The 16219-nt window shown below is 40.6% G+C and carries 16 protein-coding genes and 2 tRNA genes; 5 read left to right on the forward strand and 13 right to left on the reverse strand.

From position 1 onward, the window contains the following. Window positions 1-103: 103 nt before the first annotated feature. Together H5180_RS08230 and H5180_RS08235 are read right to left on the reverse strand one after the other, a co-directional pair. Window positions 104-188, reverse strand: a tRNA-Tyr gene (locus H5180_RS08230). A gap of 49 nt (window positions 189-237) precedes the next feature. Beyond that, window positions 238-322 (reverse strand) — tRNA-Tyr (locus tag H5180_RS08235). Between the two features lie 112 nt (window positions 323-434). On the opposite strand from H5180_RS08235, the gene H5180_RS08240 reads away from it, so the two are divergent. From H5180_RS08240 to H5180_RS08250, 3 genes are all read left to right on the forward strand, one after another. Continuing rightward, window positions 435-956 (forward strand): VC2046/SO_2500 family protein, encoded by a 522-nt coding sequence (locus H5180_RS08240; protein ID WP_182758044.1) that lies wholly within the window; start codon window positions 435-437, stop codon window positions 954-956. Between the two features lie 159 nt (window positions 957-1115). Beyond that, on the forward strand, window positions 1116-1418 hold the full coding sequence (locus H5180_RS08245) for a DUF6172 family protein (protein ID WP_145241408.1): 303 nt from the start codon (window positions 1116-1118) through the stop codon (window positions 1416-1418). A 206-nt stretch (window positions 1419-1624) separates the two neighbouring features. Continuing rightward, entirely contained in the window at window positions 1625-2569 is a 945-nt protein-coding gene (locus H5180_RS08250; protein WP_145241406.1) for a general glycosylation pathway protein, read from the forward strand. A gap of 45 nt (window positions 2570-2614) precedes the next feature. Here the strand turns inward: H5180_RS08250 and H5180_RS08255 are convergent, their stop codons facing one another. Together H5180_RS08255 and H5180_RS08260 are read right to left on the reverse strand one after the other, a co-directional pair. After that, window positions 2615-4234, reverse strand: coding sequence for a M28 family metallopeptidase (locus H5180_RS08255; protein WP_182735576.1), 1620 nt, complete (start codon window positions 4232-4234; stop codon window positions 2615-2617). A 233-nt stretch (window positions 4235-4467) separates the two neighbouring features. Further along, window positions 4468-4707, reverse strand: coding sequence for an RNA-binding protein (locus tag H5180_RS08260; RefSeq protein ID WP_145241401.1), 240 nt, complete (start codon window positions 4705-4707; stop codon window positions 4468-4470). A gap of 133 nt (window positions 4708-4840) precedes the next feature. On the opposite strand from H5180_RS08260, the gene H5180_RS08265 reads away from it, so the two are divergent. Together H5180_RS08265 and H5180_RS08270 are read left to right on the forward strand one after the other, a co-directional pair. Next, window positions 4841-5368, forward strand: a complete 528-nt coding sequence (locus H5180_RS08265) for a YdcF family protein (RefSeq protein WP_220493068.1) — start codon at window positions 4841-4843, stop codon at window positions 5366-5368. 187 nt (window positions 5369-5555) lie between these two features. Beyond that, a complete protein-coding gene (locus tag H5180_RS08270) occupies window positions 5556-7220 on the forward strand; it encodes an esterase-like activity of phytase family protein (protein WP_257325537.1) in 1665 nt (554 codons plus the stop codon). Window positions 7221-8269: 1049 nt separating this feature from the next. Here the strand turns inward: H5180_RS08270 and lipA are convergent. The 9 genes from lipA to rsfS form a co-directional block, all read right to left on the reverse strand. Continuing rightward, window positions 8270-9235, reverse strand: a complete 966-nt coding sequence (lipA, locus tag H5180_RS08280; protein ID WP_145240533.1) for a lipoyl synthase — start codon at window positions 9233-9235, stop codon at window positions 8270-8272. Continuing rightward, window positions 9232-9885 (reverse strand): lipoyl(octanoyl) transferase LipB, encoded by a 654-nt coding sequence (gene lipB / locus H5180_RS08285; RefSeq protein ID WP_145240535.1) that lies wholly within the window; start codon window positions 9883-9885, stop codon window positions 9232-9234. Before lipB ends, lipA begins: the two co-directional genes overlap by 4 nt. Window positions 9886-9904: 19 nt before the next feature. After that, the gene (ybeD, locus tag H5180_RS08290) at window positions 9905-10183 is read right to left on the reverse strand and encodes a DUF493 family protein YbeD (protein ID WP_145240537.1); all 279 of its coding nucleotides are present in this window, start codon (window positions 10181-10183) and stop codon (window positions 9905-9907) included. 221 nt (window positions 10184-10404) lie between these two features. Beyond that, complete coding sequence (locus tag H5180_RS08295; RefSeq protein WP_145240539.1) at window positions 10405-11565, reverse strand: serine hydrolase; 1161 nt, start codon at window positions 11563-11565, stop codon at window positions 10405-10407. A gap of 54 nt (window positions 11566-11619) precedes the next feature. Beyond that, the gene (locus H5180_RS08300; protein ID WP_145240541.1) at window positions 11620-12393 is read right to left on the reverse strand and encodes a septal ring lytic transglycosylase RlpA family protein; all 774 of its coding nucleotides are present in this window, start codon (window positions 12391-12393) and stop codon (window positions 11620-11622) included. Then, complete coding sequence (rodA, locus tag H5180_RS08305) at window positions 12393-13499, reverse strand: rod shape-determining protein RodA (protein WP_145240543.1); 1107 nt, start codon at window positions 13497-13499, stop codon at window positions 12393-12395. The genes H5180_RS08300 and rodA overlap by 1 nt, the downstream gene beginning before the upstream one ends. Beyond that, a complete protein-coding gene (mrdA, locus tag H5180_RS08310; protein WP_145240545.1) occupies window positions 13496-15364 on the reverse strand; it encodes a penicillin-binding protein 2 in 1869 nt (622 codons plus the stop codon). Before mrdA ends, rodA begins: the two co-directional genes overlap by 4 nt. Before the next feature lie 9 nt (window positions 15365-15373). Further along, a complete protein-coding gene (gene rlmH, locus H5180_RS08315) occupies window positions 15374-15844 on the reverse strand; it encodes a 23S rRNA (pseudouridine(1915)-N(3))-methyltransferase RlmH (RefSeq protein WP_145240546.1) in 471 nt (156 codons plus the stop codon). 36 nt (window positions 15845-15880) lie between these two features. Then, window positions 15881-16198, reverse strand: a complete 318-nt coding sequence (rsfS, locus tag H5180_RS08320) for a ribosome silencing factor (RefSeq protein WP_145240548.1) — start codon at window positions 16196-16198, stop codon at window positions 15881-15883. Window positions 16199-16219 lie beyond the last annotated feature (21 nt).

The following is a 16219-nucleotide window of genomic DNA, read 5'->3' on the forward strand; positions in this document are numbered from 1 at the left end:
GAATAAAGTTCGAAGAATGAAGTTAGCGAGAATAAAGTTAGCGAGAATAAAGTTAGCGAGAATAAAGTTCGAAGAATGAAGTTTTGCTGATAGATAAGAAAAGTGGTGGAGGGAGCTGGATTCGAACCAGCGAAGGCTGAGCCGTCAGATTTACAGTCTGATCCCTTTGGCCGCTCGGGAACCCCTCCACACTAATTTTGTCGCATTTGGCCGCACTTAACTTAGCGGTAAGAAAAGTGGTGGAGGGAGCTGGATTCGAACCAGCGAAGGCTGAGCCGTCAGATTTACAGTCTGATCCCTTTGGCCGCTCGGGAACCCCTCCAATGCAACGGCGCTGATAATAGCAAAGTGAGCATTTAAGTAAAGAAAAAAGCTAAAGAAATATTAAATAAAGCCGATAAATATCTATTACTAACTGCAATCGGCTAAAGTCTATGCAAATCGATGATTTGTTAATCACAGAGAGTCAACTTAACAATCGTCTTGCCAAAAGTGTCTCAGAACACCGTCGTGGCGAGTTTGCATTATTATTGGCAATGCTTTCTCATGACGTGTTAGATTTTAGTCAATTTCATCTCCCTAAAACCCCATTTGATGCACATGCTTCAACACCAAATGAAGCGCAATTACGTGAACAATTAGGGGCAGGGCCTGAGCAAGCATTGGCTCCAGATGAATTTGATATGCTCATTGGCCAACATAATGCACAGCTATTACAACAAGGCAGCATGGCAGATATTCGTTTACGCTCGTGCCTTGCGCCGGAACCATTAGTGATCAGAGATGATAAAAACCATATTCCACTAATGGTGATTGATAATTGCGAACTTGTCGTGCGAAAGCGTCATTTAGATAAAGAAACACAGCTGGATCATCCGCAAATGGATGCGGCTGCATTTTACGATAGCCTTAATAATGCTGAGCTTCATCAACCCTTACACCTTGCCCAAGCGTGATATTAAGCTGTAATAATTATCGGTAAAAATATTTTATTTATTTTAGTGTAAAAAAAGCATCCACAAACTAAATGCAATTGCTATAATGACCCCAAATGGCATTTCCAATTTACTTGGTATTATTGCCATCATCATTAAATCAAGGTAATTAGGAACGTAATGAAGAAAACATTCACGCTGAATCACGAGAAAATCAAATACCCTCGCATGGTAGATGCTGCAAAGCATGAAGTAAAAAAGTATTTGAAAAGAGAGCGTAACAAAACGTTGCCAATTGATGCGGATTACTGGGCATTTGATTGTAAATTTGGTAACACTGCTGAAGATGCCCAAGTGGTGCACGTTGCTGAAATTAGCAACTCAATCAGCGAAATTGAAAAACAAGGCTTAGAGTCGTTTTATGTTGAAATCATTGCTAGAGCTGCACAACGTCAAGTGCAAGACTCTGATGATGAAATTTAAAAGTAATTGATTTAATGAAAGAATGGGCTAAGTAGCCCATTTTTTGTGCTTGCAAAAAAGTAAGTCCAGCACTTTATTTTGCACCTGGTTGGTGCGAAATAGATTTTTTATTTTATTTAAATAATACAACTAATTGATTTATAAGTTTTTGTAAAGTTGGTTCTGTAATTGCTATTACTTTTAATTATGCAGTTAGGAGCAAACACATGGCAAGAATGAGTTATATCAGTAGCGTCGAACGTTACCAAGAATACCAAACCGTGATCCACGACTTACTTGACTCAGTGCTAGCAAGCTTAGAAGACGGTGTTAAAAAACAACAAGATAATCGTTACTTAATCGCTCAATACCCATTTTTAGAATTACAATACTGTTTAGATAAAAATGGCGTGCAGCTAGGTAATAATGTCTGCTTTAAACGTCAGTATATGAAAACCTTAAATAATCGTGGCGATTCACAGGATTTGAGTGAAAGGCCGTATTTTCAAGGTATCCAACAGCAGCAACATACTCGTTTTACGCCGCCCTATATTTCGATCGCGACCAATCACTTATGTATTTCAGCAATAAAATCGTTACATGCTTCATATGGCGAAAATCGCTATTTAGTGATTGATGTATGTCTAACGCAATTAATCGAATTTATTATGGGGGATCGTACTCGCGCCACGATGACGCCATTTTTTAAAGCGGGTTATGGCATTATTGTCAGTTGCTTATTTATCTTAGTGTTATTTTTGCTTGGTCGGGTGTTTGGTGATATTTATAGCTTACTGTTTGTCCGCTCTATAGAAAATGATCCGCTCGAACCGTTTACGATCATCATTTTTATCACCCTCGCATTAGCAATATTTGATTTAGGTAAAACGATTCTCGAAGAAGAAATTTTAATGCATAAAGATATCTTTAGGCACAGTTCAACGCGGCGCACTATCACACGGTTTATTTCAACTATTTTAATTGCAGTGTCTATTGAAGCGTTATTAACGATGTTTAAGGCAGCGCTGGGGCAGTCGCAGTATTTATTACCGGCAATTTATATGATGTTGGCGGTTGTAGGGCTATTGATTGCGCTGGCTATTTATGTGTATTTAGGGGCAAAAGCCGAAACCTTATTATTGAGCGCACAACGCAATAAGAAAGGGCATTAATAAAAATGGGGTAGGCGATGAATGCCTACCCCAACTCAACTTAGTTTATTCTGCGCGGTCTTGGGCGCGACGAGTTTTAAAATCTGAATCGGCTTGCCATTTTGGCCAATCACCGTTGTTTGCCAATTGTGATGCGATATCAACAATTAACTCGATGTCTTGTTTTACACCACCTAATGACCACTGAGCAGAGTAATCATCAGCTTCTTTATGGTATTTATGAGCAATATAATCTGGATCTGTATCACCTAAACTCATAAACAGTAAACCAGGTACGCCTTGTTTAGCTAGTGAGAAGTGATCTGAACGGAAGAATAGGCCGTTTTGTGGCACGGGATCCATTTTTACATGACGGCCTTGTTTGCTTGCGGCTTTGCTAAGGTAGTCTTCCATTTGTGATAAACCTTTACCGTATTGCAGTATGTAATCGGTGCCATCTAGCACATTCATACCATCAATATTTAACAGAGCGACCATCTGCTTGGTAGGGATAAGTTCGCCACTGGCAAATTGCTCTGAGCCAATTAACCCTGTTTCTTCGGCGGTAAAGTTTGCAAAAATAATCGAGCGCTTAAACGGTTTTTGTTTATGCATGTTACTTAATATACGAGCGATTTCAATTGTGGCAGCACTGCCTGAGGCATTATCAACTGCACCATTATAAATTTTTGGCCCGCTATCAGTTTGCTTAGTGCCAAAATGATCCCAATGTGCGCTGACCACAATATATTCATCAGGCGCTTCACTGCCCGTTAATTGCGCAACAACATTGTGTGATTTAGCGTGTGACACTTCGTTTTTAAATGCAAGGTTTGCTGTTAAATTAAGCGCAGTAGCTTTAAAGTCGTCGTTAAGTGCTTGTTGCTTTAATTGTTGATAGCTCAAGTTTGCTGATTTAAATAGCTGCTCGGTTGCATCGAGTGTTAGCCAACCCATAACCGGTAGTTCTGATGCGTTTAGGTTGTTATCCATCAAGGTATATTTTGTGCCTGTATTTGAGCTTTCAACTACGCCCCAAGGATATGCAGCTGGCGCTGTTTCGTGCACAATAAATACTGCGGCTGCGCCTTGGCGAGCGGCTTCTTCGTATTTGTAAGTCCAGCGACCGTAGTAGGTCATGGCGTTGCCGGTAAATAGCGCATCGTTTTGCGTAGCAAACCCAGGATCATTTACTAACACAACAACCGTTTTACCCGTTACATCAATATTTTTATAATCATTCCAATTATACTCGGGCGCATTAATGCCATAACCAACAAATACTACCTCTGAATTACGAACATCAATAAGTGGCTGTAATTGTTTCGTTCGCGCCGTAAAATCTTTTCCAGCGGTAAAGCTCAAGTCGCCAATTTTTAATTGCATGTTTTGATCAGCGGTTACCATCGCCATTTTTACCGGCTGTAAAAACTTATTATTATATGCGCCAGTTAATCCAAGCGCTTGGTATTGGTCACTTAAGTAACCCACAGTTTTTACTTCACCGCGCGTTAATGGACCGCGTCCTTCAAATTCGTCTGAGGCAAGGGTTTTAATATGTTGTTTAATATTGCTTAAATTTACACTGGTTGTATTGTCAAGCGTTGCCTGTTCTTGAGTAGGCTCTGAACAGCCAGTTAAGCCCAATAATAAAGTTATACTGAGTGATTTAAAAAGAGGAGACATAATTGCAGGTTTTTAAGGATACATACTGTGACTATATGGGGTGTCGGTTTTGCTGTCTAGTTTTTTGCCATGAAGCGCAGATATTTTTATAAAATACAATTAGTTGATTTTGGATACTATGATTTAGTGATTGAATTAAATTTCGTTGGGTGAAAGGGACTGGCGCAGAAGTTGTGTGGGGAAAAGCTAAAAGCCAGCGAAGAGTGCTGGCCTTTTGCAACAAAATAACACGTTTAAGCGTCAGCTTTCTTTACGCGGATCTTGCTTTTATCAACAGTACTTTGATTCAATGCTTTTATTGCTACAGCAGCTTCTGCATCGTTTGGCATTTCTACAAAGGCAAAGCCTTTCGATTGGCCGGTTTCTTTATCTAGTACTAAATTACAATCGGCTACTTTACCGTGTTCAGTAAAAAGTACGCGGATCTCATGTTCAGTGATAGTACGTGATAAGTTTCTAACTAATAGTTTCATAAAGAACCATGTTTTAAAAATAACAGTGTGGATTGTCTCAAGGAAAAGCCGTTTGACCTAATGATTAATTGCAAACCGCAAAAATAGTTTTAAGCTGATAGCCAAAGAATAAAAAACAATTGAGAATCGCGTAATGAGAGCAGCGACGAATAGCGAAATTAAAACGGCACTGATTGTTTTAGGTGGGCCAAATAACAACGATGGTAGTTTATCAGTAATAGCAAAAAGCCGTTGTCAGCGAGCTTATCAAATATACCAAGCAAACCCCTCTGTTAAGGTATTGTGCACTGGCGGGTTTGGCGCACATTTTAATACCACTAACCACGCCCATGGTGAATATACTAAAAGTTACTTAATTGAACTTGGCATACCCGAATCTGCTTTTTTACCGGTGGCACTAAGCCGCTTTACCTTTGAGGATGCGTTACTCACTAAGCCAATACTTATAGCGGAACATATAACCGAAGCCATTTTAGTCAGTTCAGAATTTCATATTGCGCGAGTTCATTATGTATTTAGTCATGTGCAGCCTAATTTAGAGCTAACTCTGGTAAGTGCTAAAACGCCATTGTCAGAGATTAAATTAGCGCAGTTGTATGCCCATGAACGTCAGGCAATGCAGCGTGAGGAAGCGAATGTGCTTAAGCTGCTCAGCGCTTAAATAAGTCCGTTAGTTACTTGTAATCGATTGAAGAGCCTCTTTATTTGATGTTTATTCATAATCAACTATGAATTTGTCATGCAAGTTTCATTGAAAGTTCAAGTTAGTAATTATTAGGCATTAATTGCTGTCATTTTTACTGCTTACTATGACCACTCTAATTATAAAAAGTATAAATGGAGTTGTTGTGAAAAAATTTAAACTAAACCTATCGTTCGTTTTAGTAACAGTATTACTAGGCGCATGTAGTGATGGTAAAGACGGTGCTAATGGGACAGATGGCACGAATGGTAATGGCGGTATAGACGGTGCTGTTGGATTAAACAGCTTAGTTATGCAAACAGAGTTGAATATGGGCGATAGCAACTGTTGGATGGGTGGCATAAAAATTGATTCGGGTTTGGATGCCGACCGCAATGGTGCTTTAGCCACAACAGAGGTTACAAGTACGTCCTTTCTTTGTAACCCTGATAATTTTGGGACTACCGGTGAGCGTCTATCTTATACCGTAATGCGCAACGAACTAGAAAATTATTATTACCCAGGATCTACTTTTGAGGTACGCAATGGTGGTTACGGCTCTGATATGGATGGTCACCCGATGAATACGACACAATTTTATGCTTTAACTGATCGTGGTCCTAATTCTAATTATCGAACCTCTCAAGAGGGCGCACCTCACGGTAATGGTAAGAAGTTCCCAACACCTGACTACACGCCGCGTATTGGTTTATTTGCAGTTCAGTCAACGGGTGATATCGCTAAGATTAAAGATATTTTGCTCAAAGATCGTGATGGTAACAATATTAGTGGCCTACCAAATTCAGCTGCATTAGGTGGAACAGGTGAAGTACCGTATACGACTGATGGCGAAGTTATTCGCGCAGATATGACGCAGCCGTATGACGAAGTTACTAACCCTGCAGTTTATGATGATTATGGTTTGGATGCCGAAGGTTTAGCTGCTTTAAAAGATGGTACTTTCTGGGTTAGCGATGAGTATGGTCCACACATGGTGCATTATGATGCTAACGGTAAAGAAATTGGCCGTATTAATGCATTTACCGCAGACATACGTACAGATGCTATTAATACTGATTACGGTTTGAAGATTAACTTACCAGCAGAGTTTGCTAATCGATGGGCTAACCGTGGTATGGAGGGGTTAGCGATCACACCTGATCAGAAAACATTAGTCGGCATTATGCAATCAAGCTTGGATAATCCGAGTAAAAACCGTACAGATTTAACTCGTATTGTCACTGTTGATTTAGAAACTGGCAATATTTCGCAATATTTGTATCGACAGGTTAAAGGGTCGAATTCTAACTCAGCAATTAAAGCGCTTAGCAACACGAGCTTCTTAGTACTTGAACGTGACGGTGCTTTTTATAACAAAGGTGATGAGACAGCACAAAAGCATGTTTATAAGATTGATATCAGCGGTGCGACCGATTTAGAAGCAGTTGCAGCAATGGGGGATATTGAACAAAATAGCAATTTAGGTTTAATCATTGCAGGTAAAACAATAGAGCAAGTTATAAATGATGCAGTTGATTATGATGCAGGTTGGGCTGAACTAGCTGCAAAGAATATCTTACCAGTGACAAAAAGCACATCGCCAGTTGTTGATATGGTTAACGAAGTTTCTTACCCACATGACAAGATGGAAGGTTTATGGCTTATCGATAATACGCGTTTGGGGGTGATTAATGATGATGACTTTGCTACTTGGTCTGAAGCCACTATTGGAGGGCCGTTAGGGCAAAAGTATTTAGATACTAATAATACTGTCGTTGATGGTAATACCTTGTATATAGTTGATGGTCTGGATTTATCACCTATTCAATAATCATAATGAATTCAAGCCGATTCACGTCGGCTTTTTTTATTACAATTTATAAAGGTTAGTGATGAAACATAAAAGCGAATTTGTCAGTGGTTTGTCATTATTATTAATTTGTAGCGCTGTTAGTGCCGATAATCCTGATGTGATTTCTCGATAGTATAAGGGTTTACTCGAGCCTAGCAAACTCACTTATAGTAATGAGTCGGCTAACGTAGACAGTTATTTTAGTGCATTTAAAGCCATAGTAGAGACGGCAATCTTACGATGTAAATGGCTCATTATCACTTGATAAGAACCGTACAGTTAAGTTTTTCGATACTCTAGGTAGCTGTCAGCTGCAAAATTTAGGTTATTCGTTTCGTGAACGAATCGAAAATGGTAATTCAGAAGTGACATTGAAATTTCGCAGTCGGGATCGCTATACCGCTAATTTCGAAGATTTATCATCAGCGACTAACGGCACCAAGACTAAGCTAGAGGCTGACTGAGGAATAACTAATTCTGATTACCAAGTAGTTTATAGTCATTCAACTAAAGCACCAAATACTCGTAAAATCAATGGCTTTAAAGATATAAATACGCATGACTCTGGCTTTGAATTAGAGTTTAGTTTTAATGATAATTTGATGCTGGCACAAGTCGGCAACTTAACTATTTACGAGCGTGTTTATAAAGGAGCACAAATTGACTTAGGCATCAATTGATGCACAAGTCAGTGTAACACTATGGTACAGCGGTATTCCCTCGGCTGGTCAACAGCTAATCATCGCGCAGCCATCGTTTAAATATGAAGACTTCATGGCTAATTATACGCAAAAAGTAGTGCAACGAGCTTTGATTGCGTTCGATGGTATGAATAGTTTAAGTAGTTGGAACCTCACAGGGGGGGCTGACTAAATCACAAGCCGTTTATCAATATAATCCTAGCTTTAGTAATTAAAGACATGCGAGATGAGTGTCGGTATCGATATAAATTGCACGTGATTAAGAAAACAAAAAGCCGTTAGTGATTTAATCCATTACTAACGGCTTTTTCAATTCTGTAAAAATGATTACTTCACTTCTTTACCCGCAGCTTGTTGATCAGCATGGTAGCTTGAACGAACAAATGGACCTGATGCGGCATGAGTAAAGCCAATTTCATCAGCGTACTCTTTAAGCGCGTCAAACTCTGCTGGTGGCACGTAGCGTTTTACAGGTAAGTGATGCTTTGATGGCTGTAGGTATTGGCCAACCGTTAGCATATCGACATTATGCGCGCGTAAATCACGCAGTACTTCTTCGATTTCGCTAATTTCTTCGCCAAGACCAACCATTAGGCCTGATTTAGTTTTCACTTCAGGGTGTGCTTCTTTAAAGCGACGCAGTAATTCTAATGACCATTTGTAGTCAGCACCTGGGCGCGCAAGTTTATATAAACGCGGTGCAGTTTCAAGGTTATGATTGAATACATCTGGTGGCGTTTCTATTAAGATTTCAAGCGCTCGGTCCATGCGACCACGAAAATCAGGCACTAAAATTTCGATGGTGATTTTTGGGTTATACTTGCGAATTTCACGAATACAATCAGCAAAATGTTGTGCGCCGCCATCACGTAAATCATCACGATCCACAGAGGTGATCACCACATAGCTTAACTTCATATCGCGAATAGTAAGAGCCAACTTTTCAGGCTCTGCGGCGTCTGGTGTTAACGGACGGCCATGGGCAACATCACAAAATGGGCAACGACGAGTACAAATTGCGCCTAAAATCATAAAAGTTGCTGTACCGTGATTAAAGCATTCTGATAAGTTAGGGCAAGAGGCTTCTTCACACACTGAATGCAGTCCGTGCTTACGCATGGCTTGTTTAATGCCATCAATCCGCTCGGTTGATTTAGGTAAGCGAATTTTTAGCCACTCTGGCTTGCGTAACATTTCGTTTTTTTCAGTGGGTAATACTTTTACTGGGATCAACGCCATTTTTTCAGCGTCGCGTAGTTTTACCCCTGGTTCCATCTTGACTGGTTTATTCATTCGTTTTCAAACCCTTCAGTATACTTAACCTGTGTCGCATTAAGTTTTTTAATCATATGTTTTACGAGACCAGCACCTGCTTGCGCAAGGTTTTCTGGGCCGTTCAAGTCGGTTGTTTGCACCATGTTCATACCGGCGTAACCACATGGGTTGATACGTAAAAACGGACTCATGTCCATGTTTACATTCAATGCTAGACCATGAAAAGAGCAGCCACGGCGAACACGAAGTCCTAATGATGCTATTTTGCTATCGTTAACATAAACCCCTGGGGCATCTGCTTTTGCGTAGGCTTTAATACCGTAATCATTGAGTGTATCGATAATACACTCTTCAAGCCATGTGACCAATTCTCGTACGCCAATTTTCAAGCGACGTAAGTTAAATAATACGTACATCATTTGCTGGCCCGGTCCGTGATAGGTTACTTGACCACCTCGGTCAACCTTGATCACTTCTATGTCGCCAGGGGCAAGTAGGTGTTCATCTTTACCTGCTTGGCCTTGCGTGAATACTGGCTCATGTTCAACGAGCCATATTTCATCCGCATCATGCTCAGTTCGAACATCAGTATAGTTTTGCATTTGTTGCCAAATTGGCATGTAACGCTGTTTACCAAGTTGACGGACGATTAAGGTATTTTCGCTCACAGCTTACTCCGCTTAGCGTTTAAAGCATGTGTCGTACGTCATCAATCGCACTTATCACGTTATAAATTTCTTCAATATGAGTGCCGCTGGTCACGGTAACGACTAAGCTAACTGACTCATAATTACCTTTGCTGCTAGGTTTAACTTTTGGCGCGTAATCGCCAGGGGCAATAGGTTGTAACTTAGTTAGAATTTGGTCAGTTAAGTTGACGTTTGCCAACCCCATTACTCTAAATGTAAAAGGGCAAGGGTATTCTAAATATTCATCAAATTTAGTATTTTTTACCGGTGTAGCCACGACGTTGACTCCTCATACTTATGTGCGTTTAGTACTATTTTACTAAACAATAAACCGATTAGATAACCTGTTCTCGACCTTTATAGCAATTGAATTAATCGCTTACGTAAGACAATTGGTATTCTGGTTATTTGCGGGTTAGATATGGGGCGCATTCTACCATCTTTAAAGCAAAAAAAAACGCCTTGCTTTGCAAGGCGCTTATATTATTTGGTAGCGTTTTACATTATTTGTAAACGTAGGTAATCATAAATTTTACTAAAGAAGCTACCTTCTTCAACTTCTTCAAGCGTTACCAGAGGATACTGAGCAATTACTTCGCCTTCAAGTTGTAAAGATAAAGTACCTACGGTAGAGCCTTTCGCTAATGGCGCCTCTAAAACTTTATCAAGTTTAAAGTCGGCTTTTAAATTTTTACGTTGGCCACGCGGAATAGTGATCGGCGTATCAACTAAAATGCCTAACGATACATTTTCTTTGTTACCCATCCAAATACGTTGCTCGGCAAAACTGTCGCCGGCTTTGTAAGGTGTGATTGTTTCAAAAAAACGAAAACCATAGTTAAGTAATTTTTTACTTTCTACTTTACGTGCACGTTCACTCGAAGTACCCATAACCACGGCGATTAAACGCATATCATCTTTAGTCGCTGAACTTACTAAGCTGTAACCGGCTTCCGATGTATGACCGGTTTTTATACCATCAACGTTTAAGCTTTCATCCCATAACAGTGAGTTACGGTTGTATTGCTTAATGCCGTTAAAAGTAAATGATTTTTGTGCGTAAACTGCATACTCGTCAGGCACATCACGAATAAGTGCTGCACCTAAGGTGGCCATATCTCGAGGGGTTGTGAAGTGTTCGTTGGTATCTAAGCCATGGCTGTTAATGAAGTGGCTGTTACTCATACCTAATTTCTCAGCATGGGCATTCATTAAGTCTGCAAATGCGCTTTCGCTACCGGCAATATGTTCTGCCATAGCCACACAGGCATCATTACCTGATTGAATAATTATACCGTGGTTTAAATCATCGACAGTGACCTGCTTACCGACTTCGATAAACATTTTTGATGATTCAGGAAAGTTTTTAGCCCACGCTTTTTCGCTCACTGTGACCATATCGGTTGGGGCAATGTTACCCGCTTTGATTTCGGTACCAATTACATAGCTGGTCATCATTTTAGTTAAACTGGCAGGTGCTAGGCGAGTATCAGGTTCACCTTCAGCTATAATTTTACCTGTAGTAAAATCAACAAGAAAATAACCTTTTGCATTAACTTGAGGTGGGGCTGGGATGATTTGGGCGGTCGCAGAAAAAACGGCAGCAGAGCAAACAACGCTACACACACCGCTAATAATTTTGGATTTAATAGATTTCATCATACTCATTAATGGTTAAAGTTAAAGATTCGCGTTTACCTCATTCTAAAGGTGTTATTCACTATAAAGCAAGAACGCGTTTTGAAATTGATCCTGTTTTAATTTTTCAAGTACTTGCTGAGCTTGCTCAGCATTTTTAATTGGCCCTAAACGCAGCCTATAAATAGCATCTTTTTCCACAATATTAGTGGGTAATTGATATTGCTGGCGTAGGGTGTACGCTAATGCTTCAATATTTTCTAAGGTACTGCCTGCAGCGACTTGAATATAACTCAAACGCGCAGTCGAATCAGGCATTGTGATAGCCTCAAGCTTAACCTTGGCTGTACCATGATGATAGTAACCAAGTTTATACGCTGCTGCATAGGATAAATCGATTAAGCGGTCATCATGAAATGGGCCACGATCATTTACACGGACAATCACAGACTTGCCATTACTGGTGTTGGTTACTTTTACAAAGCTTGGTAAGGGTAACGTTTTATGAGCGGCAGTCATCGCGAACATATCATATATTTCGCCATTTGAGGTGTGGTAACCATGAAATTTGCGCCCATACCATGAGGCGATACCTTCTTCGCTATAGCCAGTTTCATCCAGCATCGGAGTATAGTTTTTGCCATTAACGGTGTAAGCGCGGCCAGCACTGGCACTTTTGGTAACTTTAGTGACTATGGCATCTTGCATTTCTAATTCAGTTGGCGCGCGAAGTGGTGCAGAATCATGGCGCATACTATACCGGTCACTGTGATTTATGCCTGAGGAACTACAAGCGCTTAAAACAATCATTAACCATGAACAACTGAACAACTTTAGACAGTAACGCATTACTTTAATAGCATCCTTTTATCAGTTGCGATAGACATAATAATGCCAAATCCAGCCATTAAGGTAACCATCGATGTACCGCCATAACTTATTAATGGCAATGGTACACCCACTACAGGCAGTAACCCTGATACCATGCCAATATTTACAAATACATAAACAAAAAAAGTCAGGGTCAGTGCACCTGCCAGTAATTTACCAAATGCATCTTGGGCATTAACCGCGATATATAAACCGCGACCAATAATGAATAGATACATGCATAATAAAACACATACACCAAAAAGACCAAACTCCTCACTAAGTACAGAGAAGATAAAATCAGTATGGCGTTCGGGTAAAAATTCTAATTGTGATTGGGTGCCTTGCAACCAACCTTTACCTTCAATACCACCGGAGCCGATAGCTATTTTTGATTGAATAATATGGTAACCAGAGCCAAGAGGATCGCTTTCTGGATTGAACAAAGTTAGTACCCGCTGTTTTTGATAGTCATGCATACCGTAATGCCAAAAAGGCCACGCAGCTAAAGCAACCAAAGCGCTCAAAAAGCCGATTAATCGCCAGCTTAGACCAGACAAAAATAATACAAATATCCCTGAACTGGCGATTAAGATAGATGTGCCTAAGTCGGGCTGCTCTTTGATCAGGAGTGTGGGAACCATAACAATGGTAAAACCAACAACTAAGTGTAGTGCTCTAGGCGGTAAATGATTACGGCCAATATACCAAGCCACCATCATAGGCACGGCTATTTTCATTAATTCAGCAGGTTGAAAACGGGTAATACCTAAATCTAACCAGCGCTGAGCGCCTTTGGAGCTGACGCCAAATAACAGCACCGCAACTAGCATCAGTAATCCAGCACAATATAAAGGAATAACTAAACGCTTTAAGGTCGCTGGTGAAAATTGCGCCAAAATAAGCATGCCTAAAATTGCGCCGCCCATCCTGGTAATATGGCGGATCATCATTGCCGGGTCTTGACCACTGGCGCTATAAACAACGGTTACACTGCCTGCCATCATTAATAGCAATGCCAGTAGTAGCGGCAAGTCAAGATGCATACGCACCCAGATTGAACGACCATCATGTAGAGTAGTCATGGTGTGTTATTCCTGGCAAGATTAACGGGATTTGCAGCAAAGTAGTAATCCATTAGTTGGCGAGCAATTTGCACACCGCCATGATTGTTTTCTAGAACAACAGAAACAACGATTCTGGGATCCTCATAAGGTGCAAAGCCTACATAGATAGTGTTATCACGTTGACGCTCTTTGAGGGATTTTGCATCGTAGCGTTCACCTTGAGCAATACTGACTATTTGTGCGGTGCCTGTTTTACCTGCTGAATCGTAATTTGTTCCTTTAAATGCTTTGTGAGCGGTACCAGAGGCTTTTTGTACTGTGTTATGCATAGCATCTAAAGCGATTTGCCAATGGTGAGGTTCTTTTAAAAAAATCGGGGGTTTTTCTTCATTATTGATTTGTGTAACTTCATCGTCTTTTTTCACAACTTGTACTAAGTGTGGTGGGTGGTTAATTCCACGGTTCACTAATATATTCATCGCGTTTGCGATTTGTAGGGGGGTTGCGGTCCAATAACCTTGGCCAATGCCAACTGAGATTGTATCGCCACGCCACCATGATTCTTTAAAACGGCCTTCTTTCCATTCTTTTGAGGGCAAAATAGCCGTGGTTTCTTCATGAATATCAATGCCGGTTAAATCACCGTAGCCAAACTGTGCCATAAAATCACTGATTTTTGTGATCCCTAATCGATAAGAGACATCATAAAAGTAGGTATCGCACGACTCTTCAATGGCTTTGTAAACATCAACATGACCATGGCCCCAACGTTTCCAATCTCGCCATTTATGATCAACATTCGGAATTTGAAAGAAGCCAGGATCCCACATTGACGTTTGCTCGGTAACGAGACCTTCTTCAAGAGCAAGAACTGCCATGTGAGGTTTTACCGTCGATGCTGGTGCATAACGTCCTTGTGTGGTTCTATTTATAAGAGGTCGGTCAGGGTTTAATAGGGCTTTATAGTTTTTACTGCTAATACCGTGAACAAATAAGTTCGGATCATAACTGGGATTAGAATACAGCGCTAACACGCCACCGTCTTTAGCGTCCATGACGACTACAGCGCCACGCATATCTTTAAGTGCATGTTGGGCAATCTGCTGCAAGCCAACATCAAGGGTGAGCACTAAATCATTACCTGGTTGCGGAGGAGTCATGCTTAAGGTACGAATGACACGACCACGATTATTGACTTCAACCCGCTGCGAGCCTACTTGGCCATGCAGCAGTTGTTCATAATATTTCTCAATACCGAGTTTACCAATATCATGGGTTGCACGGTAATTAGTACCTTGCTCTTGTGATTCGAGCTGAGCCAGTTCTTTTTTATTGAGTTTAGCGACGTAACCTAACGCATGAGTTAGGGTGTCTGCAAACGGGTAGTAGCGTGCCAAACGTGCTTCGATACTAAACCCAGGGAATTTATACTGATTAACTGAAAAACGCGCTACTTCTTGTTCGTTTAAACGTGCTTTTAATACTTGGCTCTTAAAGCGACGGTTATGCTTTATATCATCAAGAAAATCGTTTTTTTGTTGCTCTGAGATATCAATAAATTGTGTCAGTGCTGACAGTGATGCATCAAGATCGTCAACTTCTTCAGGAATGACTTCTAAATTATAAACCGGTTTATTTTCAGCAAGCAACACACCATTGCGGTCATAAATAAGGCCTCGGTTAGGAGCAATAGGAATAACTTTAATGCGATTGTCGTTAGAACGTGTTTGATAATCTTGGTGATCATCAACTTGAATGGTATATAAATTGGAAAGTAAAACCGCGACTAAAATAGTAACAAATACAAACCCCACAAAGGCGCGACGAGCAAATAGGTTAGCTTCTGCTGAGTGGTCTCTAATTGTGGGTCTGTGTTTGCGCATGAGTAAATGTTACTCGCGATGATACGGGTGGTTATTGTTTAAGCTCCAGCCTCTATATAGACTTTCAGCAACAATAATACGCACCAATGGATGTGGTAGGGTCAAATTTGATAATGACCATTTTTGCTCTGAGGCAGCAATACATTCTGGTGCTAAGCCTTCAGGGCCGCCAATTAGCAAACTTACATCGCGGCCATCCAGTTGCCACTTCTCCATGTCTTTTGCTAATTGGTGAGTATCAAGCGCTTTGCCTGTTACCTCAAGCGTAACAATACGATTGCCTTTAGGGATAGCGGCTAAGGTTTTTTCGCCTTCAATATGCAAAATACGTTTAATATCTGCATTTTTACCACGTTTACCTGCGGGAATTTCAATTAACTCCAGCGCCATATCTTTTGGAAAGCGGCGCTGATATTGTGCAAAACCCGTTTCTACCCACGCTGGCATTTTGGTGCCAACGGCAATCATCTGTATTTTCACGTGTTACATCCAAGCTCTAGTAAAATTAGTGAGCAATTAGCTCCATAGTTTTTCGAGGTCGTAATAGCTACGTGCTTGATCTTGCATTACGTGTACGATTACATCGCCTAAATCAACCAGTGCCCATTCACCATCGCTTTGGCCTTCATAACCTAGAGGCTCTTGACCTGCGTGACGAGCTTCTTTTGCTAAATGATCAGCAATTGACAATACATGACGTTTCGAAGTACCAGAGCACACGACCATAAAATCGGTGATGTCTGAGCTTGCGCTTACATCAATATTAACCACATCACGTGCTTTCATATCGTCAATTTTGTCTATTGCAAAGGCGAGTAGTTGTTTCGTATCCAAGGTGTTATCTCATTTAAAAGT

Origin of the sequence: Pseudoalteromonas sp. SR41-4 (genome assembly GCF_014163985.1) — a bacterium.
Lineage (GTDB): Bacteria > Pseudomonadota > Gammaproteobacteria > Enterobacterales > Alteromonadaceae > Pseudoalteromonas > Pseudoalteromonas rhizosphaerae.